Here is a 23,574-nt window from a genome sequence, read left to right as displayed (position 1 = left end):
CGTTTCAGGAAGTCGCCGCGGCGTTGGCGGGAGCAGCAGCCTGGGGTGCCGGTTTTTCCGCGACCGGGACGCGTTGCAGCTGTACGTTGACCCGACGGTTCTTCGCCCGGTTCGCCGCGTTGGTGTTGGGTGCCAATGGATAGCGTTCGCCGTGGAAACGCATCTCGATCTGCGATTCGGGAATGCCGTTGGCCTTGAAGAACTCCATCACCGCCAGCGCCCGGCGGCGCGACAGGTCACGGTTGGTCAAGCGGTTGCCGCTGTTGTCCGAGTGGCCGTCGAGCTGGATGTGATTGACCGTCGGATCGGCCTTGAGGAATTCCAGCATCACCTGCAACTTGGCCTTGGCCTTGGCATCCAGATCGATGCCGCCCCCAGGGAAGCCGACCTCGGATTGCCTGACCTGGTCGAAGTTCTGCGGCAGCAACTTGGCGACACAACGTTGGTAGTCGCCATACGCCTTGCTGAACTTGACCGGCAACAAGCGCACCTCGGACACCCCACCCTCGCGGGAGTAGTGGCGAACCACCGGGCTGCGCCCATCCATCAATCCACCGATCAGTCGCCCGGCCTGCAGTTGCGAGCTGTTGAACAATACATCGCCGCTGCCGAGCCGCACCGAACCCAGGTTGATGTCGCCGCGCCCCGGCTGCCACGGCGCGGCCGCTGCGAGCAGCGTGGCCGAACCGCCAGCGAGCATCGGGTTGTAGGCCTTGAGGCGGAAGGTCGCCTGCTCGCCGGCGCGACGCACGAACTCCCCGGAACCGAAATCGGTGATCGGCTGGCTCAGACGGCACTCGAATTTATCGCCTTCGACCGTCCACTCAATGCTCTCCAGACGGGTCTGGAAAGTCAGCGCCATCGCGGGAAGACTGGCGAACACACTGAGCAAGGCTAGATAACGCTGGCGCACGGGAGGCTCCACTGACTTGTACATCACGAAAATCGAAATGCCTGTTTACGGCATACCTTCGGGATATCGGAAGCTTCACGCAAAACTTGATAGCGAGTGCCTGGAAGAGTCTTTTCCGGTAGCATTCACTGGAGTTTGACCCGCCTGGAATCCCCAATGTCCGACCGCCTGACCCTGCTGCGTCCCGACGACTGGCATATTCATCTTCGCGATGGTGCCGTGTTGACCAATACTGTCGCGGATGTCGCGCGCACCTTTGGCCGCGCCATCATCATGCCTAACCTGGTACCTCCGGTGCGCAACGCCGCTGAAGCCGACGCCTATCGCCAGCGCATTCTCGCTGTGCGGCCGGCCGGCAGCCGCTTCGAGCCGCTGATGGTGCTCTACCTTACCGATCGCACCCAGCCCGAAGAAATTCGCGCGGCCAAGGCCAGTGGTTTCGTCCATGCCGCCAAGCTCTACCCGGCTGGCGCGACCACCAACTCGGACTCGGGCGTCACCAGCATCGACAAGATTTTCCCGGCGCTGGAGGCCATGGCCGAAGTCGGCCTACCGCTGCTGATCCACGGTGAAGTCACCCGCAGTGAGGTCGACGTGTTCGACCGCGAGAAGCTGTTCATCGACGAGCACATGCGCCGCGTCGTCGAGCGCTTCCCGACGCTCAAGGTGGTGTTCGAACACATCACCACCCGTGACGCCGTGCAGTTCGTCAACGAGGCCTCGGCCAACGTCGGCGCGACCATCACCGCCCATCACCTGCTGTACAACCGCAACCACATGCTGGTTGGCGGGATTCGCCCGCACTTCTATTGCCTGCCGATTCTCAAGCGCAACGTGCACCAGGAAGCGCTGCTCGACGCCGCCACCAGCGGCAGCCAGAAGTTCTTCCTCGGCACCGATTCCGCGCCCCACGCCCAGCACGCCAAAGAAGCGGCCTGCGGCTGTGCCGGCTGCTACACCGCCTATGCCGCGATCGAGCTGTACGCCGAGGCCTTCGAACAGCGCAATGCGCTGGACAAGCTGGAAGCCTTCGCCAGCCTCAACGGCCCGCGCTTCTACGGCCTGCCGGCCAACACCGATCGCATCACCCTGGTTCGTGAAGAATGGACCGCCCCTGCCAGCCTGCCTTTCGGCGAGCTGACCGTCATCCCGCTGCGCGCCGGTGAAAAACTGCGCTGGCGCCTGCTGGAGGAACACGCGTGAGTGAAGACCATTTCGACGACGAGCAGGACGGTCACAACGGTGGTGGCTCGCGTCATCCAATGGCGGCACGCTTTCGCGGTTACCTGCCGGTAGTCGTCGACGTTGAAACCGGTGGTTTCAACTCGGCCACCGACGCCTTGCTGGAAATTGCCGCGACCATCATCGGCATGGACGAAAAAGGCTTCGTGTTCCCCGAGCACACCCTGTTTTTCCGCGTAGAGCCTTTCGAAGGCGCCAACATCGAAGCCGCGGCGCTGGAGTTCACCGGGATCAAGCTCGACCATCCGCTGCGTATGGCCGTCAGTGAAGAAACCGCGCTGAACGATATCTTCCGCAGCGTGCGCAAGGCGCTGAAGGCCAACGGTTGCAAACGCGCGATCCTGGTCGGGCACAACAGCAGCTTCGACCTGGGCTTCCTCAACGCGGCTGTCGCGCGCCTGGACATGAAGCGCAACCCGTTTCATCCGTTCTCCAGCTTCGACACCGCGACGCTTGCCGGCCTGGCTTATGGCCAAACCGTGCTGGCCAAGGCGTGCCAGGCAGCCGACATCGACTTCGATGGCCGCGAGGCGCATTCCGCCCGCTACGACACCGAGAAGACTGCCGACCTGTTCTGCGGCATCGTCAATCGCTGGAAGGAAATGGGCGGCTGGGAAGACTTCAACGACTGATGCCGTCGCTGATCGACCGCGCATAAAAAAACCGGCCCTGAGGCCGGTTTTTTTATGCGTGAAGCGCGGCTTACAGCTTGCCGGCGTTCTCGCTCAGGTAAGCGGCAACGCCTTCTGGCGAAGCAGTCATACCCTTGTCGCCCTTCTTCCAGTTGGCTGGGCAGACTTCGCCGTGCTCTTCGTGGAACTGCAGAGCGTCGACCAGACGGATCAGCTCTTCCATGTTACGACCCAGCGGCAGGTCGTTGACGATCTGCGAACGAACGACGCCTTTGTCGTCGATCAGGAATGCGCCACGGAAAGCCACGCCGCCTTCGGACTCAACGTCGTAGGCCTTGGCGATGTCGTGCTTCATGTCGGCAGCCATGATGTACTGAACCTGACCGATGCCGCCGGCATTGATCGGGGTGTTGCGCCAGGCGTTGTGGGTGAAGTGCGAGTCGATCGAAACAGCGATCACTTCAACGTTGCGTGCCTTGAAGTCGGCCATGCGGTGGTCCAGGGCGATCAGCTCGGACGGGCAGACGAAGGTGAAGTCCAGCGGGTAGAAGAACACCAGGCCGTATTTGCCTTTGATGGCCGAGGACAGGGTGAAGCTGTCGACGATTTCGCCATTGCCGAGAACGGCGGGAACGGTGAAGTCAGGGGCTTGTTTGCCTACGAGTACGCTCATTGGATATCTCCTGGTGTGATCGAATGAAGAATGGGACCCAGTCTAGTGTGCCGCCGTCAAGCGACAACCCTGTGACTCGATCCCGCTTCGTAAGGACCGCACATCATACACCGCGTTTTTGAGCTGTCTTTAGTGGTTTTTCCATCCCCCGGGTTCAGGCAGCAAAAAAGCCGCCCTGCTGGATAGCTCGTCGGCCGTGGTAGAAAAAACCGTTCGTCTGCCAATCACGCATCTGGCAAAAAGCCCCAGCAAACCACTTTGACAATCATTCTCGTTAACATTAAGATCCGTCGCATTGAGCCATAACCAGCGACGGTTCTCACCTTATGTATGTCTGCCTCTGCACTGGCGTCACCGACGGACAAATCCGCGATGCAATCTACGACGGTTGCTGCAGCTATCGTGAAGTACGCCAAGCAACAGGCGTTGCCGGTCAATGTGGCAAATGCGCCTGCCTCGCCAAGCAGGTGGTACGTGAAACCCTGACCGAACTGCAAAGCAGCCAGCCAGCGATTCCTTACCCAGTAGAATTTAATGTTGCGTAATTAACGCCATAAAAAAGAGCCGGACTTCATGTCCGGCTTTTTTATGCCTGTAATTCAATCGCTTAGCGTCATAACGCGGAACACAAACATTCTTATTCCGATTAATTTTCATATATTATTCAATAACTTAGGTTTGACACTAATCATCGTGCGGCTCAGACTCTGCCTTATATACCGCTAATTACAGGGCAGGACCCCATCATGAAAGGCGACATCACAGTCATCCAGCATCTCAACAAGATCCTTGCCAATGAACTGGTCGCGATCAATCAGTACTTCCTGCATGCGCGCATGTATGAAGACTGGGGCCTGAACAAGCTGGGCAAGCACGAATACCACGAGTCCATCGACGAGATGAAGCATGCGGACAAGCTGATCAAGCGCATCCTCTTCCTCGAAGGCCTGCCGAACGTCCAGGACCTGGGCAAACTGCACATCGGCGAACACACCAAGGAAATGCTCGAATGCGACCTGCGCATCGAGCGCACCGGCCACGCCGACCTGAAAGCCGCCATCGCCCATTGCGAATCGGTCGGCGACTTCGGTAGCCGCGAGCTGCTGGAAGACATCCTGGAATCGGAAGAAGAACATATCGACTGGCTGGAAACCCAACTGGGCCTGATCGATAAAGTCGGCCTGGAAAACTACCTGCAATCGCAGATGGGCGACGAGTAACTTCTCTCAAGGTTCAGCCCATAAAAAAGGTTCTTCACGGATTACCGGGAAAGACGCTCTTGATCTTCATGAAAAAGAATTCGCTATCCCGGTAACCGTACGCCATTCGTTTGATGACCTTTATGCGATTGTTTATTCCTTCCAGCTGACCGGTGTGCATCGGCCAGCGAACGCGGCTGACGATGCCCCGCCAGTAACTCTTTAGCCGTTTGGCGAACTGGATCAGTGCCGGTATTTCGCTTTCATGAGCATGGCGCAACCATTGCTTCCAGGCCGATCTCCAGCTCCAAGCGGTATTCGGCGTCCAGAGCGTTTTGAGTTCAGCCTTCATCAAGTAGACCGTCATCAACGCTTGGTTGGCCGCCAGCAAATCCTGCAAGTGAACCTGTTGTTCCGGCGTTTTCAGATTCTGTGGATTGCGTAGCAGTAGCCATCGCGCTTGCTTGATGACCTTACGAGCAGGCTTGTCGTGGCGTAGCCGATTAGCCTCGTCAACGCGGACCCGATCAATCACCTCTCGGCCATATTTGGCCACCACATGGAAGAGGTCATAGACCACGCGCGCTTTGGGGCAGTGCCGGCGAACCTCCAGGTCAAAAGCGGTGTTCATGTCCATCGCCACCGCTTCGATTCGGGCGCAACCCTCTGTTCCCAACTCTTCGAAGAACGGCCTGACCGCCGCACGGCTGCGGCCTTCGCCGATCCACAGCACTCGTCGTGTATCTGCATCCAGCACCACACTGGCGTAACGATGGCCCTTGAACAGAGCGAACTCGTCCATCACCAGACGCCGTGGTTGCGCCCTCGGCAGATCGCTCAATGCCGTTTGCAAGGCGCGACGCTCTAGCAGCCGAACGGTGTCCCAATGCAACCCAAACAGTTGAGCCACGTGTAACGTGGGAAGGCGCTCGCAGGCTTGAATCACCGCATCGGCCAAGCGGCGCGTCATACGGGCATAGCGATCCAGCCAACTGACAGTCTCCATGCGTTTGCCGCAGTCACGACAGCCAACACGTCTGAGCAAAACGCTGAGGCGCACTGCACGGCCGAGAATGGGCAAATCACGAACGACTCGCTCGCAATACTCGTGAGTGGTTGAGCAGGGCTTTTGGCATCCACCACAGGAAGGGAATCGGGTGGTGTGGGGCGTCAGATCGATCTGTAGGGCATCGCCATCAGGCTTGATCGTGACGACAGAAAAGCCCTCCCAAAAAGGAAGGAAAGTATTAATATCGTGCATAAGAACGCCGGTTTTTTAGATGTGTTTGCTCGCACGAACATCATCAATCAAATCGGCGTTCTTGTTTCTGTGTTTCCCGGAATTCCGTGAAGAACCATAAAAAAGCCCCGCCTCTCTCACGAGGGCGGGGCTTTTTATTGCGTGGACAAATCCACACAACTTGCAGGAGCGAACGTGTCGCTCCTGCAAGGGGCAAATCAGGCTTCAGTCTTGGCAGCAGCTTTTTCGGCGGCAGCCTTGATCAGGGTCTGCAACTCACCATTGGCGAACATCTCGGCCATGATGTCGCTGCCGCCGACCAGTTCGCCGGCCACCCACAGTTGCGGGAAAGTAGGCCAGTTGGCGTATTTAGGCAGGTTGGCGCGGATTTCCGGGTTCTGCAGGATGTCCACGTAAGCGAACTTCTCACCACAACCCATCACGGCCTGAGCGGCTTTCGCGGAGAAGCCGCACTGCGGGGCATTCGGCGAGCCTTTCATGTAAAGCAGAATGGTGTTGTTGGCAATCTGCTCTTTAATAGTTTCGATGATATCCATGGAGCACCTCGGCTGAACTTTCCGACTCTGTTGTCGACACGGTGGCGCATTGTAACGGAAAGCCGAGCGCCATGCTCGGCCTCTCCGACAGACTCCTCAGGCCGCCTCCACCGTCACCGGCACGCCATTGAGCGCCGCATTGCCCGATAGCTCGTCCAGCTGACGCTCATCGGTCAGGTCATTGGCACTCGACCCCGGTTGCGCCATCGCGATGCTCATCTGTACGCCCGGCCGACCGTGCCCCCAGCCATGGGGCAGGCTGACCACCCCGGGCATCATCTCGCTGCTGGCCAGGACTTCCACCTCGATCGCCCCGACCCGCGAACTGACCCGCACGCGCTGCCCGTCAGCCAGCCCCCTCCGCGCCAGATCATCGGGATTCATCAGCAACTGGTGCCGAGGCTTGCCCTTCACCAACCGATGGTAGTTGTGCATCCACGAATTATTGCTGCGCACATGGCGCCGGCCGATCATCACCAACTCATCGGCCGTCGGCGCCTGCAACGCGGCAAAGCGCTTGAGGTCTGCCATGATCGCCGCGGGAGCGGCCTGCACCCGGCGGCTCTCGGTTTTCAGGCGCGCCGCCAGATTGGGCTTGAGCGGCCCCAGGTCGATTCCGTGGGGATGATTGGCCAGCGTCGCCAGCGACAGATTGAACTCGGACGTCTCGCCGTACCGTCCCGCTCGCAGCCCTCTATCGATCATCTGCGCCGGCGACACGGTCGGCTTGAGCTCCTTGCCGGTCCGCGCGGCGAAGGCCCTGGCCAGGCCAACGAAGATTTCCCAGTCATGCAATGCCCCTTCCGGCTTGGGCAGGATCGCCTGGTTGAAGCGGCTGACATTGCGCACCGCGAACATATTGAACGTGGTGTCGTAGTGATCGTTCTCCAGGGCCGAAGTCGATGGCAGGATCAAGTCCGCGTAACGGGTGGTTTCGTTGATATACAGGTCGATGCTGACCATGAACTCCAGGCCATCCAGCGCTTGCTCCAGCTGCCGTCCGTTGGGGGTGGAGAGCACCGGATTGCCCGCCACCGTGATCAGCGCCCGCACCTGCCCCTCCCCTTTGGTCAGTATCTCCTCGGCCAGGGCCGAGACCGGCAACTCGCCGCCATATTCGGGGCGTCCGGAAACCCGGCTCTGCCAGGCATTGAAGTGCCCACCCGAAGTCGCCGCCACCAGATCCACCGCCGGCTCGGTGCACAGGGCGCCGCCGACCCGGTCCAGGTTGCCGGTCACCAGGTTGAGCAGTTGCACCAGCCAATGACAGAGGGTGCCGAACGACTGGGTGGACACGCCCATCCGGCCATAACACACCGCCCTGTCCGCTGCGGCGAAGTCCCGCGCCAACTGGCGGATCTGCTGCGCCGGCACCGAACACAAAGGGCTCATGGCTTCGGCACTGAAACGGGAAATGGCCTCACGCACCTCGGCCAGGCCATCCACCGGCAGATGGCTGTCACGCGTCAGCCCTTCCGCGAAGATCGTCTGCAGCATGCCGAACAGCAGCGCCACATCCCCGCCAGGACGGACAAACACATGCTGGTCGGCCATGGCTGCCGTCTCGCTACGCCGCGGGTCGACCACCACCACTTTGCCGCCACGCGCCTGGATCGCCTTCAGGCGCTTCTCCACATCCGGCACGGTCATGATGCTGCCGTTGGACGCCAGCGGATTGCCGCCCAGGATCAGCATGAAGTCGGTGTTATCGATATCCGGGATCGGCAGTAACAGCCCGTGGCCGTACATCAGGTAACTGCTCAAGTGCTGCGGTAATTGGTCCACCGAGGTGGCGGAAAAGCGGTTCTGGGTTTTCAGCAGGCCGAGGAAATAGTTGCTGTGGGTCATCAACCCATAGTTGTGCACGCTGGGATTGCCCTGATAGACCGCCACCGCATTATTGCCGTGCCGCTCCTGGATCGCCGCCAGGCGCTCGGCCACCAGGTTGAAGGCCTCCTTCCACTCGATCGCCTGCCAATCGCTGCCGACCCTGCGCATGGGCTGACGCAGTCGATCCGGGTCGTTCTGGATGTCCTGCAGCGCCACTGCCTTGGGGCAGATATGGCCGCGGCTGAAACTGTCCTGGGCATCGCCCTTGATCGAGGTGATCTGCGGGCCGGCGCCGTCGACTTCGGTGGTTTCGATGGTCAAGCCGCAGATGGCTTCACACAGGTGGCAGGCACGGTGATGGAGAGTCTTGGTCATGGCCAGTCTCTATTTTATTCGGGGCGGCCAGCGTCAGGCCGCGGGAACAAAACTATGGTGCCAGACCGACATCAGCGCCAGGGACGTTCATCTTGTGAATCGGCAAGCATCAAGCCAGCCGATGGTTCAGTTGGAGGGCAGCCTCGGAGGGTCGTCCTGACGGGCGATCGGCAGCATGCCGTCCAACGGTGCTTCGCTGCCCTGCCCGCTGAATTCGGCGAGCAATCGCCAGTGCTCATCGAGATGGCTGCTGATGGTCATCATGCGCTCGATCATCTGTCGCGCGGCGTTGCGCGTCGTGCTGTCTTCGCTGCGCAGCAACTCGAAGGACATCGAGGTGATCGATGCCGTCAGGTCGGTCAGGGTTCGCGTCGTCAACCCCAACAGTGTCTTCAGTTGCTGTTCTTTCGAGTCCATTCCAAGCACTTCCCTGTTGCCGGTGCGCATTTATAACCCCAGCCCTTCGCCTTAGGAAATATTTCTGGCCGATATCCCCTGCCGCGAGCCGTTCCATTTCCCGCCACGCTCAAAGTACCCAGGAGCCGAGCAGAGAAAAAACCAGCCCGCGCCAGCCAGATGCCTGATAGCGGCATGGGCCACGCGTCGCGTTGCAAAGCGGTCGAGACGCAGTGTACAAATGCTGCTGCAGGCCTATGCAAAGTGGATCGACTCCACATCCGACTGGGCCCATCTGAACACGCTGTACAACGTCACGAATGGCCCGTTTTTTTCGACCCAGGCCACTCGCTGCACGTGGTGAAAGCCTTAGAAACCAAGCCTGCTATTGGTAAGACGCGACATTTAATTATAAGATCGCGCCTTCCCCTATTTCGTCGCCCCGTGCGGCTTTCGCCGCAGGTCTCGCCCGTTTCTCGATAAAACAAGGCTTTGAGTATCTGCGGTCTGTTGCAAAAAGGTAGTTAATGATGAGCGCAAGGCACTTTCTCTCCCTGATGGATTGCACGCCCGAAGAGCTGGTCAGCGTGATTCGTCGAGGCATCGAGCTGAAGGACCTGCGTAATCGCGGCGTACTCTTCGAGCCTCTGAAAAATCGCGTTCTCGGGATGATTTTCGAGAAGTCGTCTACCCGCACCCGCCTGTCCTTCGAAGCCGGCATGATCCAGCTCGGCGGCCAGGCAATCTTCCTGTCCCCGCGCGACACCCAGCTGGGTCGCGGCGAGCCGATCAGCGACTGCGCCATCGTCATGTCGCGCATGCTCGACGCGGTGATGATCCGTACCTTTGCCCACCGCACCCTGACCGAGTTTGCGGCCAACTCCCGCGTACCGGTGATCAACGGCCTGTCCGACGACCTGCACCCGTGCCAGTTGCTGGCCGACATGCAAACCTTCCTCGAACACCGCGGCTCGATCCAGGGCAAGACCGTGGCCTGGATCGGCGACGGCAACAACATGTGCAACAGCTATATAGAAGCGGCGATCCAGTTCGACTTCCAACTGCGCATCGCCTGCCCCGAAGGCTATGACCCCAACCCTGAATTCGTCGCCCGCGCCGGCGACCGGGTGAGCATCGTGCGCGATCCGAAAGACGCGGTGATCGGCGCCCATCTGGTAAGCACCGACGTCTGGACCTCCATGGGGCAGGAAGAAGAAACCGCCGAACGCCTCAAGCTGTTCGCGCCGTTCCAGGTCAATCGCGCGCTGCTCGACCTGGCCGCCGCAGACGTGCTGTTCATGCACTGCCTGCCTGCCCACCGTGGCGAAGAAATCAGCCTCGACCTGCTGGACGATCCACGCTCCGTGGCATGGGACCAGGCAGAAAACCGTCTCCACGCACAAAAGGCCCTGCTCGAGTTTCTGGTCGAGCCGGCGTACCACCACGCATGAGCCAGCCATTACTGCTTAACCTGCGCAATCTCGCCTGCGGCTACCAGGACCAACGGGTCGTGCAGAACCTCAACCTGCACCTCAACGCCGGCGATATCGGTTGCCTGCTCGGCTCCTCCGGCTGCGGCAAGACCACCACCCTGCGCGCGATTGCCGGTTTCGAGCCGGTGCACGAAGGTGAAATCCAGCTGGCCGGCGAAACCATCTCCAGCGCCGGCTTCACCCTGGCGCCGGAGCGCCGCCGGATCGGCATGGTGTTCCAGGACTACGCCCTGTTCCCACACCTGAGCGTGGCGGACAACATTGCCTTCGGCATCCGCAAGCACCCGCAGAAGAACCGGGTGGTCGAGGAGCTGCTGGAACTGGTCAACCTGAAGAACCTCGGCAAGCGCTTCCCCCATGAGCTGTCCGGCGGCCAGCAACAACGCGTCGCACTGGCCCGGGCGCTGGCGCCGGAACCGCAGTTGCTGCTGCTCGACGAGCCCTTCTCCAACCTCGATGGCGAACTGCGGCGCAAGCTCAGCCACGAAGTGCGCGACATCCTCAAGGCGCGGGGCACCAGTGCGATCCTGGTGACCCACGACCAGGAAGAAGCCTTCGCCGTCAGCGATCACGTCGGGGTGTTCAAGGAAGGCCGCCTGGAGCAATGGGACACGCCGTACAACCTCTATCACGAACCGCTGACGCCGTTCGTGGCGAGCTTTATCGGCCAGGGCTATTTCATCCGTGGCCAGCTGGACAGCCCGGAATCGGTGCAGACCGAACTCGGCGTACTGCGCGGCAACCGTGCCTACACCTGGCCACCCGGCGGCGCGGTGGATGTGCTGCTACGCCCGGACGATATCGTTTATGCACCGGACAGCGCCCTCAAGGCGCGGATCGTCGGCAAGAGCTTCCAGGGCGCCTCGACCCTGTACCGCCTGCAACTGCCGACCGGCAGCCAGCTTGAGTCGATCTTCCCAAGCCACGCCGATCACCAGGTCGGTGCTGATGTGGGAATCCGCGTGGCCGCCGAACACCTGGTGCTGTTCCAGGCCTCCGGCAGCACCGCGGCGCAGCTGCCACAGTCTGAATCGGGCGTTCGTCGCTACAGCGGCGCCCACTGACAATCCCGCAGGAGCCGGTTCGCCGGCTCCTGTGTCGTTATGCCCCTCAACGCTTCCCTTCCCGACCAACACTGAAACCTCAGGCTGCACGCCGAGTCAGTCGCGACCGATATCGGCGAATGTCGCCTGGGTGTGCTCGGCCAGCACGGCGGCCGCGAGTTCGACCTCAAGCCCGCGCCGGCCGGCGCTGACGAAGATGCTGGCAAAGGGTTGTGCACTGTTGTCGATAAAGGTGCGCAGGCGCTTTTTCTGCCCCAGCGGGCTGATCCCGCCCAGCAGGTAACCGGTGGCGCGCTGCGCGGCAGCCGGGTCGGCCATCTCGGCTTTTTTCACCCCGGCGGCGTGTGCCAGGGCCTTGAGATCGAGGCTTCCGACGACCGGCACCACGGCCACCAGCAATTCGCCCTTTTCACTGCTGGCCAACAGCGTCTTGAACACCTGCGCCGGATCGAGGCCGAGCTTTTCCGCCGCCTCCAGACCATAGGAGGCCGCCTTCGGGTCGTGTTCATAACTGTGCACCCGATGTTCGGCGCGAACTTTTTTCAGCAGATCCAGTGCAGGGGTCATGGCAACTCCATAGGCAGGGAAAAGAACAGAAACAGTGCCGGCGATTCTAGGATATCCGCCAGCAAAAGGCTCTATTCCAAGGCCCATCCCCCAACCCAGGCAGCCGCCGGCACCAGGCTGGCCGCGCCTTTTGCACAAAACCCGCGCGCTTCCCGCAAGATCATTCACACAACTGATAGTTATAAAATGACCAATAGTTCACTTTCGACCTTTGACAGTAATGTTTCTTGTCTATATTTTTTCGTTTGCGAATATCATGTTGTAGATCCAGCAGCCGTAACCAGCAGTAAGCCGCGCCCAGGATGGGGATCCTGCCGACGGTGAAAATCGCGCTCAGCGCTTCACGCCAGCGCCAGACAACAACAAAAACCGAGGTTTTCCATGACAACTGCGTTACAACAACCGTCGCTCTCCGGCCAGTGCATGGCCGAATTCCTGGGTACAGCCTTGTTGATCTTCTTCGGCACCGGTTGCGTCGCCGCGCTCAAGGTCGCGGGTGCCAGCTTTGGCCTGTGGGAAATCAGCATCATCTGGGGGATCGGCGTGAGCATGGCGATCTACCTCACCGCCGGCGTTTCCGGCGCGCACCTCAACCCCGCAGTCAGCATCGCCCTGTGCATCTTTGCCGACTTCGAAAAGCGCAAACTGCCGTTCTACATCTTCTCCCAGATCGCCGGCGCCTTCTGCGCGGCGCTGCTGGTCTACACGCTGTACAGCAACCTGTTCTTCGATTACGAACAAGCCCACCAGATGGTCCGCGGCTCCCAGGCCAGCCTTGAACTGGCGTCGGTATTCTCCACCTATCCCAACCCGGCGCTGTCCACCGCCCAGGCGTTCCTGGTCGAAGTGGTGATTACCGCGATCCTGATGGGCGTGATCATGTCCCTGACCGATGACAACAACGGCTTGCCACGCGGCCCGATGGCGCCGCTGCTGATCGGCCTGCTGATTGCCGTGATCGGCAGCGCCATGGGTCCGCTGACCGGTTTCGCGATGAACCCGGCGCGGGATTTTGGCCCTAAACTGATGACATTCTTCATGGGTTGGGGCGAGGTTTCCTTCACCGGCGGCCGCGATATTCCGTACTTCCTGGTACCGATCTTCGCGCCGATTATCGGTGCCTGCCTCGGCGCCGTGGCCTACCGCGGGTTGATTGCCCGTCACCTGCCAACCGTCGCCCCTGCTCCAACGGATGCCGAAAAAGCCATTGACGGCAAAGTAAGAACTTCTTGAAACCGGTGGCGCAAGGTCCTGCCCAACCCTGACCTGCGCCTCTTGCCCACTTCCTTATTTTTGTCCAAGGCAATCGACATGACCGACATTCAGAATAAGAACTACATCATTGCCCTCGATCAGGGTACGACCAGCTCCCGCGCGATCATTTTCGATCGCGACGCCAACGTCGTGTGCACCGCCCAACGCGAATTCGTCCAGCATTACCCGCAAGCCGGCTGGGTCGAACACGACCCGATGGAAATCTTCGCCACCCAGAGCGCAGTGATGGTCGAGGCCCTGGCGCAAGCCGGCCTGCACCATGACCAGGTAGCCGCCATCGGCATCACCAACCAGCGCGAAACCACCGTGGTCTGGGACAAGACCACCGGCCGGCCGATCTACAACGCCATCGTCTGGCAGTGCCGTCGCAGTACCGAGATCTGCCAGCAGCTCAAGCGTGACGGCCTGGAAGAGTACATCCGCGATACCACCGGCCTGGTCACCGACCCGTATTTCTCCGGCACCAAGCTGAAGTGGATCCTCGACAACGTCGAAGGCAGCCGCGAACGCGCGCGCAACGGTGAACTGCTGTTCGGCACCGTCGACAGTTGGCTGATCTGGAAATTCACCGGCGGCAAGACCCACGTCACCGACTACACCAACGCCTCGCGCACCATGCTCTTCAACATCCACACCCTGGAGTGGGATGCGAAGATGCTGGAAGTGCTGGATATCCCGCGGGAAATGCTGCCGGAAGTGAAGTCGTCCTCGGAAATCTACGGCCGTACCAAAAGCGGCATCGCCATCGGCGGGATCGCCGGCGACCAGCAGGCCGCGCTGTTCGGCCAGATGTGCGTCGAGCCGGGCCAGGCGAAGAACACCTATGGCACCGGCTGCTTCCTGCTGATGAACACCGGCGACAAGGCGGTCAAGTCCAAGCACGGCATGCTCACCACCATCGCCTGCGGCCCCCGCGGCGAAGTGGCTTACGCCCTGGAAGGCGCGGTGTTCAATGGCGGCTCCACCGTGCAGTGGCTGCGCGACGAGCTGAAGATTATCAACGACGCCCACGACACCGAATACTTCGCCAGCAAGGTCAAGGACAGCAACGGCGTGTACCTGGTCCCGGCCTTCACCGGCCTGGGTGCTCCGTACTGGGACCCCTACGCCCGTGGCGCGCTGTTCGGCCTGACCCGCGGCGTGCGTGTGGACCACATCATCCGCGCCGCGCTGGAGTCGATCGCCTACCAGACCCGCGACGTCCTCGACGCCATGCAGCAGGACTCCGGCGAACGCCTCAAGGCCCTGCGCGTGGATGGTGGCGCAGTGGCCAACAACTTCCTCATGCAGTTCCAGGCCGACATCCTCGGCACCCAGGTCGAACGCCCGCAAATGCGTGAAACCACGGCCCTGGGCGCGGCCTACCTGGCTGGCCTGGCCTGCGGTTTCTGGGGCAGCCTGGAAGAGTTGCGCGGCAAGGCGGTGATCGAACGCGAGTTCGAACCACAGCTGGCCGAAACCGAGAAGGAAAAGCTCTACGCCGGCTGGAAAAAAGCCGTCAGCCGTACCCGCGACTGGGAACCGCACGAAGGCGCTGAATAAGCCAAGTCGCGGATTCGTATCGGGTTGTAACTGGTCGGGAGCGGATTCCTGCGGCATCATGGGCAAATTTTGCACGGCAGCCCAAAGGAAGCCCCATGAATCTGCCTCCCCGTCAGCAGCAAATCCTCGAGCTGGTCCGCGAACGCGGCTATGTCAGCATCGAGGAAATGGCCCAGCTGTTCGTCGTTACACCGCAAACCATCCGCCGCGATATCAACCAGTTGGCGGAAGTGAACCTGTTGCGTCGCTACCATGGCGGCGCAGCCTACGACTCCAGTGTCGAAAACACCGCCTACGCCATGCGCGCCGATCAGATGCGCGATGAGAAACAACGCATCGGCGAAGCCATCGCCGCGCAGATCCCCGATCACGCCTCGCTGTTCATCAACATCGGTACCACCACCGAATCCATTGCCCGGGCGCTGCTCAATCACAACCATCTGAAGATCATCACCAACAACCTGCACGTGGCTTCCATGCTCAGCGCCAAGGACGATTTCGACGTGCTGCTGACCGGTGGCAATGTGCGTCGCGATGGCGGCGTGGTCGGCCAGGCCAGCGTCGATTTCATCAACCAGTTCAAGGTCGATTTCGCCCTGGTCGGCATCAGCGGTATCGACGAAGACGGCAGCCTGCTGGACTTCGACTACCAGGAAGTACGGGTGTCCCAGGCGATCATCGCCAATGCCCGCCAGGTGATCCTGGCCGCCGACTCCAGCAAGTTCGGGCGCAATGCCATGATCCGCCTCGGCCCCATCAGCCTGATCGATTGCCTGGTCACCGACCAGCAGCCGGTTCCGGCGCTGACCCAATTGCTGCAGCAACACAAGATTCGCCTGGAAGTCGTCTGACCCCTCTCCCGTAGCCGCTGCCGAGCCCTGGCGAGGCTGCGATCGGGGCGCAGCCCCGTAAAACCAGGCGACGCGATATGTCTGAGCGATGGTGTCGTTCGGTTTGGCGCCCGCTGCGTCGGAGTGCCGCCCAGATCGAGCGCAACCTCGTTGGTGCTCGACCGCGGCTACACCTGCCGGAACCTATTCCCTGTAGCCGCTGCCTCGTCGGGGCTCGGCAGCGACTACATATCGCGCTCCCCGGCCTCACCCGCCTTGCGTCCGACAATGTTCGTAAATTTTCCTTTGCCCGACTTTCGATGAGTTTTTTCAATCGAAGTCCACTGGCTGTCGACGTGTTTCTGCGCTAGTATTTTCGCAAATGAACATTAATGTTCGATTTCAAATATCAGAAGAACACGAGGCCAGCCGATGCCCACTTCCACCTTGCCCGCGCCCCCTCTCGCCGAGATTTATGACATTGCCGTGATCGGCGGTGGGATCAATGGCGTCGGTATCGCCGCCGATGCCGCCGGGCGTGGCTTGTCCGTGTTCCTTTGCGAAAAAGACGACCTCGCCAGCCATACCTCCTCGGCCAGCAGCAAGCTGATCCACGGCGGCCTGCGCTACCTCGAACATTATGAATTCCGTCTGGTGCGCGAAGCCCTGGCCGAACGCGAAGTACTGCTGGCCAAGGCCCCGCATATCGTCAAGCCGATGCGTTTCGTCTTGCCGCACCGCCCGCACCTGCGTCCGGCCTGGATGATCCGTGCCGGCCTGTTCCTTTATGACCACCTGGGCAAGCGGGAAAAGCTCGCCGGTTCCAAGAGCCTCAAGTTCGGTCCCGACAGCCCGTTGAAAGCCGAGATCACCAAAGGCTTCGAATACTCCGACTGCTGGGTAGACGACGCGCGCCTGGTGGTATTGAACGCCATGGCCGCCCGCGAAAAAGGCGCCCACGTGCACACCCAGACCCGTTGCATCAGCGCCCGCCGCGGCAAGGGCATGTGGCACCTGCACCTGGAGCGCGCCGACGGCAGCCTGTTCTCGATTCAAGCCAAGGCCCTGGTGAACGCCGCCGGCCCATGGGTCGCCAAGTTCATCAAGGACGACCTGAAACTGGACTCGCCGTACGGCATCCGCCTGATCCAGGGCAGCCACCTGATCGTGCCGAAGCTGTACGAAGGCGAACATGCGCACATCCTGCAGAATGAAGACCAGCGCATCGTCTTCACCATTCCGTACCTGAACCACTTCACCCTGATCGGCACCACCGACCGCGAGTACACCGGCGATCCGGCGAAAGTGGCGATTACCGAAGGCGAAACCGACTACATCCTGAAAGTGGTCAACGCCCACTTCAAGAAACAGCTGAGCCGCCAGGACATCGTGCACACCTACTCCGGCGTGCGCCCGCTGTGCAACGACGAGTCCGACAACCCGTCGGCCGTGACCCGCGACTACACCCTGGCGCTGTCCGGCAATGCCGACGAAGCGCCACTGCTGTCGGTGTTCGGCGGCAAGCTGACCACCTACCGCAAGCTGGCCGAATCGGCCATGGCCCAGCTGACGCCGTTCTTCAAGCACATCAAGCCGAGCTGGACCGCCCACTCGACTCTGCCCGGCGGCGAAGACATGACCACGCCGCAGGCGCTGGCCGAAGCGATTCGCCAGAAGTTCGACTGGGTACCCAGCGAAATCGCCCGCCGCTGGGCCACCAGCTACGGCAGCCGCACCTGGCGCCTGCTGGAAGGCGTGCACAGCCTGAACGACCTGGGCGAACACCTGGGCGGCGGCCTGTACACCCGTGAAGTCGATTACCTGTGCAGCGAAGAATGGGCGGTCAATGCCCAGGACATCCTCTGGCGCCGCAGCAAGCTGGGCCTGTTCACCACACCGGCCGAGCAGGAAAAACTGCAGCACTACCTGCAGAAGGTCGAGCAGAACCGGGCAAAGATCGAAGCCGCCTGATCGCCCCTTCTATAAAGAAGCCCCCGCGTCGCACGGCCCGGGGGCTTTTTCATGGCCACCGCTTTATGTAGGAGCGAGCTTGCTCGCGATGACTGCGTGACATTCGACATAGGTGTCGACAGTCGGATCGCTATCGCGAGCAAGCTCGCTCCTACAGGGGGTAGGCCCGGCTTTGCTGGACATTCGGTTTTCCGAACGCGACTTTCGGGTCGATTCGGATAACCGGATAAAGACCGCCGACAATATTCGCCATAAATATTTAATAGCCTTTCAAATCAAGGCCTTGATACGGATCAGCTGGCCTGGCACGACTCATGCTCTACACTCTCCGACGAATGCCTGATGCGCCAACACACATCAGGAGCCGTCAAGGCATTCGCTGTATAAGAGAGCCGTCGAACTGGCTTCATAAAAAAAACAAATGTCGAGGAAATATTGATGCGCATCGTTCCCCATCTGTTGGGCGCAGCCATTGCTGCTGCTCTGATTAGCACTCCAGTGGTCGCCGCCGAACTCACCGGCACGCTGAAGAAAATCAAAGACTCCGGCACCATCACCCTCGGACATCGCGACGCTTCCATTCCGTTCTCCTACATCGCGGATGCATCCGGCGTTCCAGTCGGCTACTCCCACGACATCCAGCTGAAAATCGTCGAAGCCCTGAAAAAAGACCTCGACATGCCGGATCTCAAGGTCAAATACAACCTGGTTACCTCGCAGACCCGTATCCCGCTGGTGCAGAACGGCACCGTGGACGTCGAGTGCGGTTCCACCACCAACAACGTCGAGCGCCAGCAGCAGGTCGACTTCTCCGTCGGCATCTTCGAGATCGGCACCCGCCTGCTGTCCAAGAAAGATTCGCCTTACAAGGACTTCCCGGACCTCAAAGGCAAGAACGTCGTGACCACCGCCGGCACCACGTCCGAGCGCATCCTCAAGGCGATGAACGCCGACAAACAGATGGGCATGAACGTGATTTCCGCCAAGGACCACGGCGAGTCCTTCAACATGCTCGAAGGCGGCCGCGCCGTCGCCTTCATGATGGACGACGCGCTGCTGGCCGGTGAAATGGCCAAGGCCCGCAAACCGACCGACTGGGCCGTGACCGGTACCGCGCAATCCTACGAAATCTACGGCTGCATGGTCCGCAAGGGCGACGCATCGTTCAAGAAGGCCGTGGACGACGCCATCATCGCGACCTACAAGTCGGGCGAGATCAACAAGATCTACGACAAATGGTTCCAGTCGCCGATTCCACCAAAAGGCCTGAACCTGATGTTCCCGATGAGCGACGAGCTCAAGGCCCTGATCGCCAACCCGACCGACAAAGCGGCTGACGATAAAAAGTCCTGATTCCTGACTAACCTTGTCTCCTGAAAGGGCCCGGCCCTTTCAGGAGCCTGTCACTACCTGCTGGCTTTTTTTGGAAACACTCGAACCGGTGGTTGTCGAGCCGATCGCGTGTGCCTGGGCGTCATCCAGGCGGGAACGGATTTCCCCAAGCGGGTGCTTGTACATCGATCGATCAGAGGGGAGACCCTAATGAATTACAACTGGGACTGGGGCGTGTTCTTCAAGTCCACCGGCGTGGGCAGCGAGACCTATCTCGACTGGTTCATCGCGGGCCTGGGCTGGACCATCGCCATTGCCGTGGTGGCCTGGATCGTCGCGCTGCTGCTGGGCTCGATCCTGGGCGTCATGCGGACCGTGCCGAACCGCCTGGTGTCGGGCATCGCCACCGTCTACGTGGAGATCTTCCGTAACGTACCGCTGCTGGTTCAGCTGTTCATCTGGTACTTCCTGGTACCGGACCTGCTGCCGCAAAACCTGCAGGACTGGTACAAGCAGGACCTCAACCCGACCACCTCGGCCTACCTGAGCGTCGTCGTGTGCCTGGGCCTGTTCACCGCCGCCCGCGTCTGCGAACAGGTGCGCACCGGCATCCAGGCGCTGCCACGCGGCCAGGAATCCGCGGCCCGCGCCATGGGCTTTTCGCTGCCGCAGATCTACTGGAACGTGCTGCTGCCCCAGGCCTACCGGATCATCATTCCGCCGCTTACCTCGGAATTCCTCAACGTCTTCAAGAACTCCTCCGTGGCCTCGCTGATCGGCCTGATGGAGTTGCTGGCGCAGACCAAGCAGACCGCCGAGTTCTCGGCCAACCTGTTTGAAGCCTTCACCCTGGCCACGCTGATCTACTTCACCCTGAACATGAGCCTGATGCTGCTGATGCGCATGGTCGAGAAGAAAGTCGCAGTGCCCGGCCTGATCTCCGTGGGGGGCAAATAATGGAATTCGATTTCACTGGCGTCGTCCCGGCCATTCCCGGCCTGTGGAACGGCATGCTGATGACCCTCAAGCTGATGGCCCTGGGCGTCGTCGGCGGGATCATCCTCGGCACCATCCTGGCGTTGATGCGCTTGTCCCACAGCAAGCTGCTGTCGAACATCGCCGGCGTCTACGTCAACTACTTCCGCTCCATCCCGCTGCTGCTGGTGATCACCTGGTTCTACCTGGCGGTGCCCTTCGTGCTGCGCTGGATCACCGGCGAAGACACCCCGATCGGTGCGTTCGGCTCGTGCATCGTGGCCTTCATGATGTTCGAAGCGGCGTACTTCTGCGAAATCGTCCGCGCCGGCGTGCAGTCGATTCCCAAGGGCCAGATGGGCGCTGCCCAGGCATTGGGCATGAGCTATGGCCAGATGATGCGCCTGATCATCCTGCCCCAGGCGTTCCGCAAGATGACCCCGCTGCTGCTGCAGCAGAGCATCATCCTGTTCCAGGACACCTCGCTGGTATACACCGTGGGCCTGGTGGACTTCCTCAATGCTTCGCGCTCCAGCGGCGACATCATCGGCCGCTCCAATGAGTTCCTGATCGTTGCCGGTCTGGTGTACTTCACAATCAGCTTTGCCGCCTCGGTGCTGGTCAAGCGTCTGCAAAAAAGGTTTGCCGTATGATCTCTATCAAGAACATCAACAAGTGGTATGGGGACTTCCAGGTGCTGACCGATTGCAGCACCGAGGTCAAGAAAGGCGAAGTGATCGTGGTGTGCGGACCGTCCGGCTCCGGCAAATCCACCCTGATCAAATGCGTCAACGCCCTGGAGCCGTTCCAGAAAGGTGACATCGTGGTCGACGGCACGTCCATCGCCGACCCGAAGACCAACCTGCCGAAACTGCGCTCTCGCGTGGGCATGGTGTTCCAGCACTTCGAGCTGTTCCCGCACCTGACCATCACCGAGAACCTGACCATCGCGCAGATCAAGGTGCTGGGCCGCAGCAAGGAAGAAGCCACCAAGAAAGGCCTGCAACTGCTCGACCGGGTCGGCCTGGCCGCCCACGCCCACAAGCACCCGGGCCAGTTGTCCGGCGGCCAGCAACAACGTGTGGCGATCGCCCGCGCGCTGGCGATGGACCCGATCGTCATGCTGTTCGACGAACCGACTTCCGCGCTCGACCCGGAAATGGTCAACGAAGTGCTGGACGTGATGGTGCAGTTGGCTCACGAAGGCATGACCATGATGTGCGTGACCCACGAAATGGGCTTCGCCCGCAAGGTCGCGGACCGGGTGATCTTCATGGACGCCGGCAAAATCATCGAAGACTGCCCGAAAGAGGAATTCTTCGGCGACATCAACGCCCGCTCCGAGCGTGCGCAGCATTTCCTCGAGAAAATCCTGCAGCACTAAAAACCATGCAATCCCTGTAGCCGCTGCCGCAGGCTGCGATAAGGCCGAAGGCCTTCAGCGATCTCAAGATCGGGCGCCCACCTTGTGGGCGATCGCAGCCTTCGGCAGCGGCTACAGCTCGCAATACCACGGGGACGTCACCATGGACGGACAACTGGTACACCCGGGACCACTGTGATGAAATGCGACCCCACTCTCTATCGCGCCGCGCCGCCATCACTCGCCGTGAAACCCCGTCTGATCCGTCACCTGTTCCTGCCGCCCCTGGTCATCCTGCTGATGATCGGCCTGGGCTACGTCGGCTTCTGGGTCAGCGAGCACTACGGCATCCGCAGCCTCAGCGAGAACGGCGAACGCCAGCTGGAACTGCACGCCCGCGCAGTCGAAAGCGAGATCAGCAAATACACCTACCTGCCCAGCCTGCTGGAACTCGAATCCAGCGTTTCGCTGCTGCTCAACGAGCCGACGCCGGAACACCGGCAGACCGTCAACAATTACCTCGAAGGCCTGAACCGGCGCAGCCGCAGCCGGGCCATTTATGTGATGGACACCACCGGCCGCGTGCTGGCCACCAGCAACTGGCGCGACGTCGACAGCTACCTGGGTGAAGACCTGTCGTTCCGGGCCTATTTCCAGAATGCCGTGCGCGGCCAGCCCGGGCGCTTCTACGGCATCGGCAGTACCAACGGCGAACCCGGCTACTACCTGGCCCACGGCCTGGAAGAACAGGGCAAGATCATCGGCGTGGCAGTGGTCAAGGTGCGCCTGGAGGCCCTGGAAGAGCGCTGGCAACGCGCCCGCCTGGAAGGCTTCGTCAGCGACGAGAACGGCATCATCATCCTCTCCAGCGATCCGGCCCGGCGCCTGCGGTCGGTACGCCCGCTGAGCGACGACACCAAGGAGCGCCTGGCGCGCAGCCTGCAATATTACTGGTTCACCCTCAACGAACTGGAGCCGCTGGCCCGCGAGCGCCTGGCCGAAGGCGTGGAGAAGCTGACCTTCCCGGCCAACACCGAGCTGGTGTCCGACGACAAGGAAATCAGCTACCTGTCCCAGACCCGGCCCCTGAGCGATACGCCCTGGAACTTCACCCTGCTGACCCCGCTCAAGGACCTGCGCCGCGAAGCCATCAACCAGGGCATCCTGGTGGCCGTGGCCTTCGCCCTGGTGGCTTTCCTGCTGATCGCCTGGAACGAGCGGCGCAAGGTCATCGCCACCCGCCTCGCCGCCCGCGAAGCCCTGCAGGAAGCCAACAACCAGCTGGAGCGGCGGATCGCCGAACGCACCAGCGACCTGCGCGCCAGCAACGAACGGCTCAAGGGCCAGATCCGCGAGCGCCGCCAGGCCGAGGAAACCCTGCGCCGCGCCCAGGACGAACTGGTCCAGGCCGGCAAGCTCGCCGCCATCGGCCAGATGTCCACCAGCATCGCCCATGAACTGAACCAGCCGCTGGCCGCCCTGCGCACCCTGTCCGGCAATACCGTGCGTTTCCTCGAGCGCGGCGCCCTGGACACCGCCAGCACCAACCTCAAGACCATCAACGAACTGATCGACCGCATGGGCCGCATCACCGCCAGCCTGCGCTCCTTCGCCCGCCGCGGCGAAGATCAGGGCGAAGCCAGCCTCGGCAAGGCCGTGGACGCCGCCCTGCAACTGCTCAACGCACGCCTGGAAAACCTGCCGCTGCAATTGCACCGCGACTTCAGCGAGGTCCAGGTCAAGATCGACCAGACCCGCCTGGAGCAGATCCTGGTCAACCTGATCGGCAACGCCCTGGACGCCATGCAGGCGCAGCCGCGGCCGGAGCTGTGGCTGGAAGGCGAAAGCGTCGAAGGCAAATACCGCCTGCGGGTGCGCGACAATGGCCACGGCATCGACGCCGAGGCGCGCAAGCATCTGTTCGAACCCTTCTTCACCACCAAACCCGGCGAACAGGGCCTGGGCCTCGGCCTGACCCTGTCCGCCAGCCTGGCCGCCGCCACGGGTGGCAACCTGGGCGTCGAGCACCCGGCCGACGGCGGCACCGCCTTCGTCCTCAGCCTGCCCCTGGTCAGCCCTACACAAGCCGAGCCGCTATGAACAAC

General features: G+C 61.2%; 22 protein-coding genes. 15 read left to right on the top strand and 7 right to left on the bottom strand.

Annotated elements, in window-relative coordinates:
* Nucleotides 1–4: 4 nt before the first annotated feature.
* Complete coding sequence (locus tag NRG23_RS26205; RefSeq protein ID WP_009050551.1) at nt 5–913, bottom strand: OmpA family protein; 909 nt, start codon at nt 911–913, stop codon at nt 5–7.
* Between the two features lie 156 nt (nt 914–1,069).
* On the opposite strand from NRG23_RS26205, the gene pyrC reads away from it, so the two are divergent.
* Nucleotides 1,070–2,116 (top strand): dihydroorotase, encoded by a 1,047-nt coding sequence (gene pyrC / locus NRG23_RS26200; RefSeq protein WP_009050552.1) that lies wholly within the window; start codon nt 1,070–1,072, stop codon nt 2,114–2,116.
* Entirely contained in the window at nt 2,113–2,787 is a 675-nt protein-coding gene (rnt, locus tag NRG23_RS26195) for a ribonuclease T (protein WP_009050553.1), read from the top strand. Before pyrC ends, rnt begins: the two co-directional genes overlap by 4 nt.
* Nucleotides 2,788–2,857: 70 nt before the next feature.
* Here the strand turns inward: rnt and NRG23_RS26190 are convergent, their stop codons facing one another.
* Complete coding sequence (locus NRG23_RS26190; RefSeq protein WP_007922432.1) at nt 2,858–3,460, bottom strand: peroxiredoxin; 603 nt, start codon at nt 3,458–3,460, stop codon at nt 2,858–2,860.
* 326 nt (nt 3,461–3,786) lie between these two features.
* On the opposite strand from NRG23_RS26190, the gene NRG23_RS26185 reads away from it, so the two are divergent.
* Complete coding sequence (locus NRG23_RS26185; RefSeq protein WP_016703434.1) at nt 3,787–4,005, top strand: bacterioferritin-associated ferredoxin; 219 nt, start codon at nt 3,787–3,789, stop codon at nt 4,003–4,005.
* Nucleotides 4,006–4,206: 201 nt separating this feature from the next.
* Nucleotides 4,207–4,680 carry a bacterioferritin gene (gene bfr, locus NRG23_RS26180; protein WP_009050554.1) on the top strand — a complete coding sequence of 158 codons (474 nt, stop codon included), beginning with the start codon at nt 4,207–4,209 and terminating at the stop codon, nt 4,678–4,680.
* 34 nt (nt 4,681–4,714) lie between these two features.
* Here bfr and NRG23_RS26175 read toward each other — a convergent pair whose 3' ends face one another.
* From NRG23_RS26175 to NRG23_RS26160, 4 genes are all read right to left on the bottom strand, one after another.
* A complete protein-coding gene (locus tag NRG23_RS26175; RefSeq protein ID WP_257372830.1) occupies nt 4,715–5,920 on the bottom strand; it encodes an ISL3 family transposase in 1,206 nt (401 codons plus the stop codon).
* A gap of 197 nt (nt 5,921–6,117) precedes the next feature.
* The gene (gene grxD / locus NRG23_RS26170; RefSeq protein ID WP_007922425.1) at nt 6,118–6,456 is read right to left on the bottom strand and encodes a Grx4 family monothiol glutaredoxin; all 339 of its coding nucleotides are present in this window, start codon (nt 6,454–6,456) and stop codon (nt 6,118–6,120) included.
* Nucleotides 6,457–6,552: 96 nt separating this feature from the next.
* Nucleotides 6,553–8,661: a molybdopterin oxidoreductase family protein gene (locus tag NRG23_RS26165; protein WP_257372828.1), complete on the bottom strand. Its 2,109-nt coding sequence runs from the start codon at nt 8,659–8,661 to the stop codon at nt 6,553–6,555.
* A 126-nt stretch (nt 8,662–8,787) separates the two neighbouring features.
* Nucleotides 8,788–9,078 (bottom strand): hypothetical protein, encoded by a 291-nt coding sequence (locus tag NRG23_RS26160; protein ID WP_009050556.1) that lies wholly within the window; start codon nt 9,076–9,078, stop codon nt 8,788–8,790.
* A gap of 509 nt (nt 9,079–9,587) precedes the next feature.
* Here NRG23_RS26160 and argF point away from each other — a divergent pair.
* Nucleotides 9,588–10,508 carry an ornithine carbamoyltransferase gene (gene argF, locus NRG23_RS26155; RefSeq protein WP_009050558.1) on the top strand — a complete coding sequence of 307 codons (921 nt, stop codon included), beginning with the start codon at nt 9,588–9,590 and terminating at the stop codon, nt 10,506–10,508.
* Nucleotides 10,505–11,614, top strand: coding sequence for an ABC transporter ATP-binding protein (locus NRG23_RS26150; RefSeq protein ID WP_009050559.1), 1,110 nt, complete (start codon nt 10,505–10,507; stop codon nt 11,612–11,614). Before argF ends, NRG23_RS26150 begins: the two co-directional genes overlap by 4 nt.
* A 96-nt stretch (nt 11,615–11,710) precedes the next feature.
* Here the strand turns inward: NRG23_RS26150 and ybaK are convergent, their stop codons facing one another.
* Entirely contained in the window at nt 11,711–12,181 is a 471-nt protein-coding gene (gene ybaK, locus NRG23_RS26145) for a Cys-tRNA(Pro) deacylase (RefSeq protein WP_016703437.1), read from the bottom strand.
* A gap of 381 nt (nt 12,182–12,562) precedes the next feature.
* Between ybaK and NRG23_RS26140 the strand changes: the two genes are divergently transcribed.
* The 9 genes from NRG23_RS26140 (at nt 12,563) to NRG23_RS26100 (ending at nt 23,569) form a co-directional block, all read left to right on the top strand.
* Nucleotides 12,563–13,414, top strand: a complete 852-nt coding sequence (locus NRG23_RS26140; protein ID WP_009050561.1) for an MIP/aquaporin family protein — start codon at nt 12,563–12,565, stop codon at nt 13,412–13,414.
* A 78-nt stretch (nt 13,415–13,492) separates the two neighbouring features.
* Nucleotides 13,493–14,998, top strand: coding sequence for a glycerol kinase GlpK (glpK, locus tag NRG23_RS26135; RefSeq protein WP_009050562.1), 1,506 nt, complete (start codon nt 13,493–13,495; stop codon nt 14,996–14,998).
* A 95-nt stretch (nt 14,999–15,093) separates the two neighbouring features.
* Nucleotides 15,094–15,849, top strand: coding sequence for a DeoR/GlpR family transcriptional regulator (locus NRG23_RS26130; RefSeq protein WP_009050563.1), 756 nt, complete (start codon nt 15,094–15,096; stop codon nt 15,847–15,849).
* Between the two features lie 411 nt (nt 15,850–16,260).
* Nucleotides 16,261–17,799 (top strand): glycerol-3-phosphate dehydrogenase, encoded by a 1,539-nt coding sequence (gene glpD, locus NRG23_RS26125; RefSeq protein WP_016703438.1) that lies wholly within the window; start codon nt 16,261–16,263, stop codon nt 17,797–17,799.
* A gap of 438 nt (nt 17,800–18,237) precedes the next feature.
* Nucleotides 18,238–19,152 carry a glutamate/aspartate ABC transporter substrate-binding protein gene (locus NRG23_RS26120; protein ID WP_257372827.1) on the top strand — a complete coding sequence of 305 codons (915 nt, stop codon included), beginning with the start codon at nt 18,238–18,240 and terminating at the stop codon, nt 19,150–19,152.
* A 189-nt stretch (nt 19,153–19,341) separates the two neighbouring features.
* Nucleotides 19,342–20,088, top strand: a complete 747-nt coding sequence (locus NRG23_RS26115; protein WP_009050566.1) for an amino acid ABC transporter permease — start codon at nt 19,342–19,344, stop codon at nt 20,086–20,088.
* Nucleotides 20,088–20,759: an amino acid ABC transporter permease gene (locus NRG23_RS26110; protein ID WP_009050567.1), complete on the top strand. Its 672-nt coding sequence runs from the start codon at nt 20,088–20,090 to the stop codon at nt 20,757–20,759. Before NRG23_RS26115 ends, NRG23_RS26110 begins: the two co-directional genes overlap by 1 nt.
* Nucleotides 20,756–21,490, top strand: coding sequence for an amino acid ABC transporter ATP-binding protein (locus NRG23_RS26105; protein WP_009050568.1), 735 nt, complete (start codon nt 20,756–20,758; stop codon nt 21,488–21,490). The genes NRG23_RS26110 and NRG23_RS26105 overlap by 4 nt, the downstream gene beginning before the upstream one ends.
* A gap of 177 nt (nt 21,491–21,667) precedes the next feature.
* Nucleotides 21,668–23,569, top strand: coding sequence for a sensor histidine kinase (locus NRG23_RS26100; RefSeq protein WP_009050569.1), 1,902 nt, complete (start codon nt 21,668–21,670; stop codon nt 23,567–23,569).
* The last annotated feature ends 5 nt before the right edge of the window (nt 23,570–23,574 follow it).

This window comes from Pseudomonas sp. T8 (genome assembly GCF_024610635.1).
Taxonomy (GTDB): domain Bacteria; phylum Pseudomonadota; class Gammaproteobacteria; order Pseudomonadales; family Pseudomonadaceae; genus Aquipseudomonas; species Aquipseudomonas chlororaphis_I.
Note: the sequence above shows the minus strand (reverse complement) of the source record. Positions and strands in the feature narration are given on the sequence as shown.

Bases quoted from the DNA above. Each gene is read 5' to 3' on its own strand.
- pyrC (WP_009050552.1), top strand. From the start codon at position 1,070: ATGTCCGACCGCCTGACCCTGCTGCGTCCCGACGACTGGCATATTCAT.
- NRG23_RS26190 (WP_007922432.1), bottom strand. From the start codon at position 3,460: ATGAGCGTACTCGTAGGCAAACAAGCCCCTGACTTCACCGTTCCCGCC.
- NRG23_RS26185 (WP_016703434.1), top strand. From the start codon at position 3,787: ATGTATGTCTGCCTCTGCACTGGCGTCACCGACGGACAAATCCGCGAT.
- bfr (WP_009050554.1), top strand. From the start codon at position 4,207: ATGAAAGGCGACATCACAGTCATCCAGCATCTCAACAAGATCCTTGCC.
- NRG23_RS26175 (WP_257372830.1), bottom strand. From the start codon at position 5,920: ATGCACGATATTAATACTTTCCTTCCTTTTTGGGAGGGCTTTTCTGTC.
- grxD (WP_007922425.1), bottom strand. From the start codon at position 6,456: ATGGATATCATCGAAACTATTAAAGAGCAGATTGCCAACAACACCATT.
- NRG23_RS26165 (WP_257372828.1), bottom strand. From the start codon at position 8,661: ATGACCAAGACTCTCCATCACCGTGCCTGCCACCTGTGTGAAGCCATC.
- NRG23_RS26160 (WP_009050556.1), bottom strand. From the start codon at position 9,078: ATGGACTCGAAAGAACAGCAACTGAAGACACTGTTGGGGTTGACGACG.
- argF (WP_009050558.1), top strand. From the start codon at position 9,588: ATGAGCGCAAGGCACTTTCTCTCCCTGATGGATTGCACGCCCGAAGAG.
- NRG23_RS26150 (WP_009050559.1), top strand. From the start codon at position 10,505: ATGAGCCAGCCATTACTGCTTAACCTGCGCAATCTCGCCTGCGGCTAC.
- ybaK (WP_016703437.1), bottom strand. From the start codon at position 12,181: ATGACCCCTGCACTGGATCTGCTGAAAAAAGTTCGCGCCGAACATCGG.
- NRG23_RS26140 (WP_009050561.1), top strand. From the start codon at position 12,563: ATGACAACTGCGTTACAACAACCGTCGCTCTCCGGCCAGTGCATGGCC.
- glpK (WP_009050562.1), top strand. From the start codon at position 13,493: ATGACCGACATTCAGAATAAGAACTACATCATTGCCCTCGATCAGGGT.
- NRG23_RS26130 (WP_009050563.1), top strand. From the start codon at position 15,094: ATGAATCTGCCTCCCCGTCAGCAGCAAATCCTCGAGCTGGTCCGCGAA.
- glpD (WP_016703438.1), top strand. From the start codon at position 16,261: ATGCCCACTTCCACCTTGCCCGCGCCCCCTCTCGCCGAGATTTATGAC.
- NRG23_RS26120 (WP_257372827.1), top strand. From the start codon at position 18,238: ATGCGCATCGTTCCCCATCTGTTGGGCGCAGCCATTGCTGCTGCTCTG.
- NRG23_RS26115 (WP_009050566.1), top strand. From the start codon at position 19,342: ATGAATTACAACTGGGACTGGGGCGTGTTCTTCAAGTCCACCGGCGTG.
- NRG23_RS26110 (WP_009050567.1), top strand. From the start codon at position 20,088: ATGGAATTCGATTTCACTGGCGTCGTCCCGGCCATTCCCGGCCTGTGG.
- NRG23_RS26105 (WP_009050568.1), top strand. From the start codon at position 20,756: ATGATCTCTATCAAGAACATCAACAAGTGGTATGGGGACTTCCAGGTG.
- NRG23_RS26100 (WP_009050569.1), top strand. From the start codon at position 21,668: ATGAAATGCGACCCCACTCTCTATCGCGCCGCGCCGCCATCACTCGCC.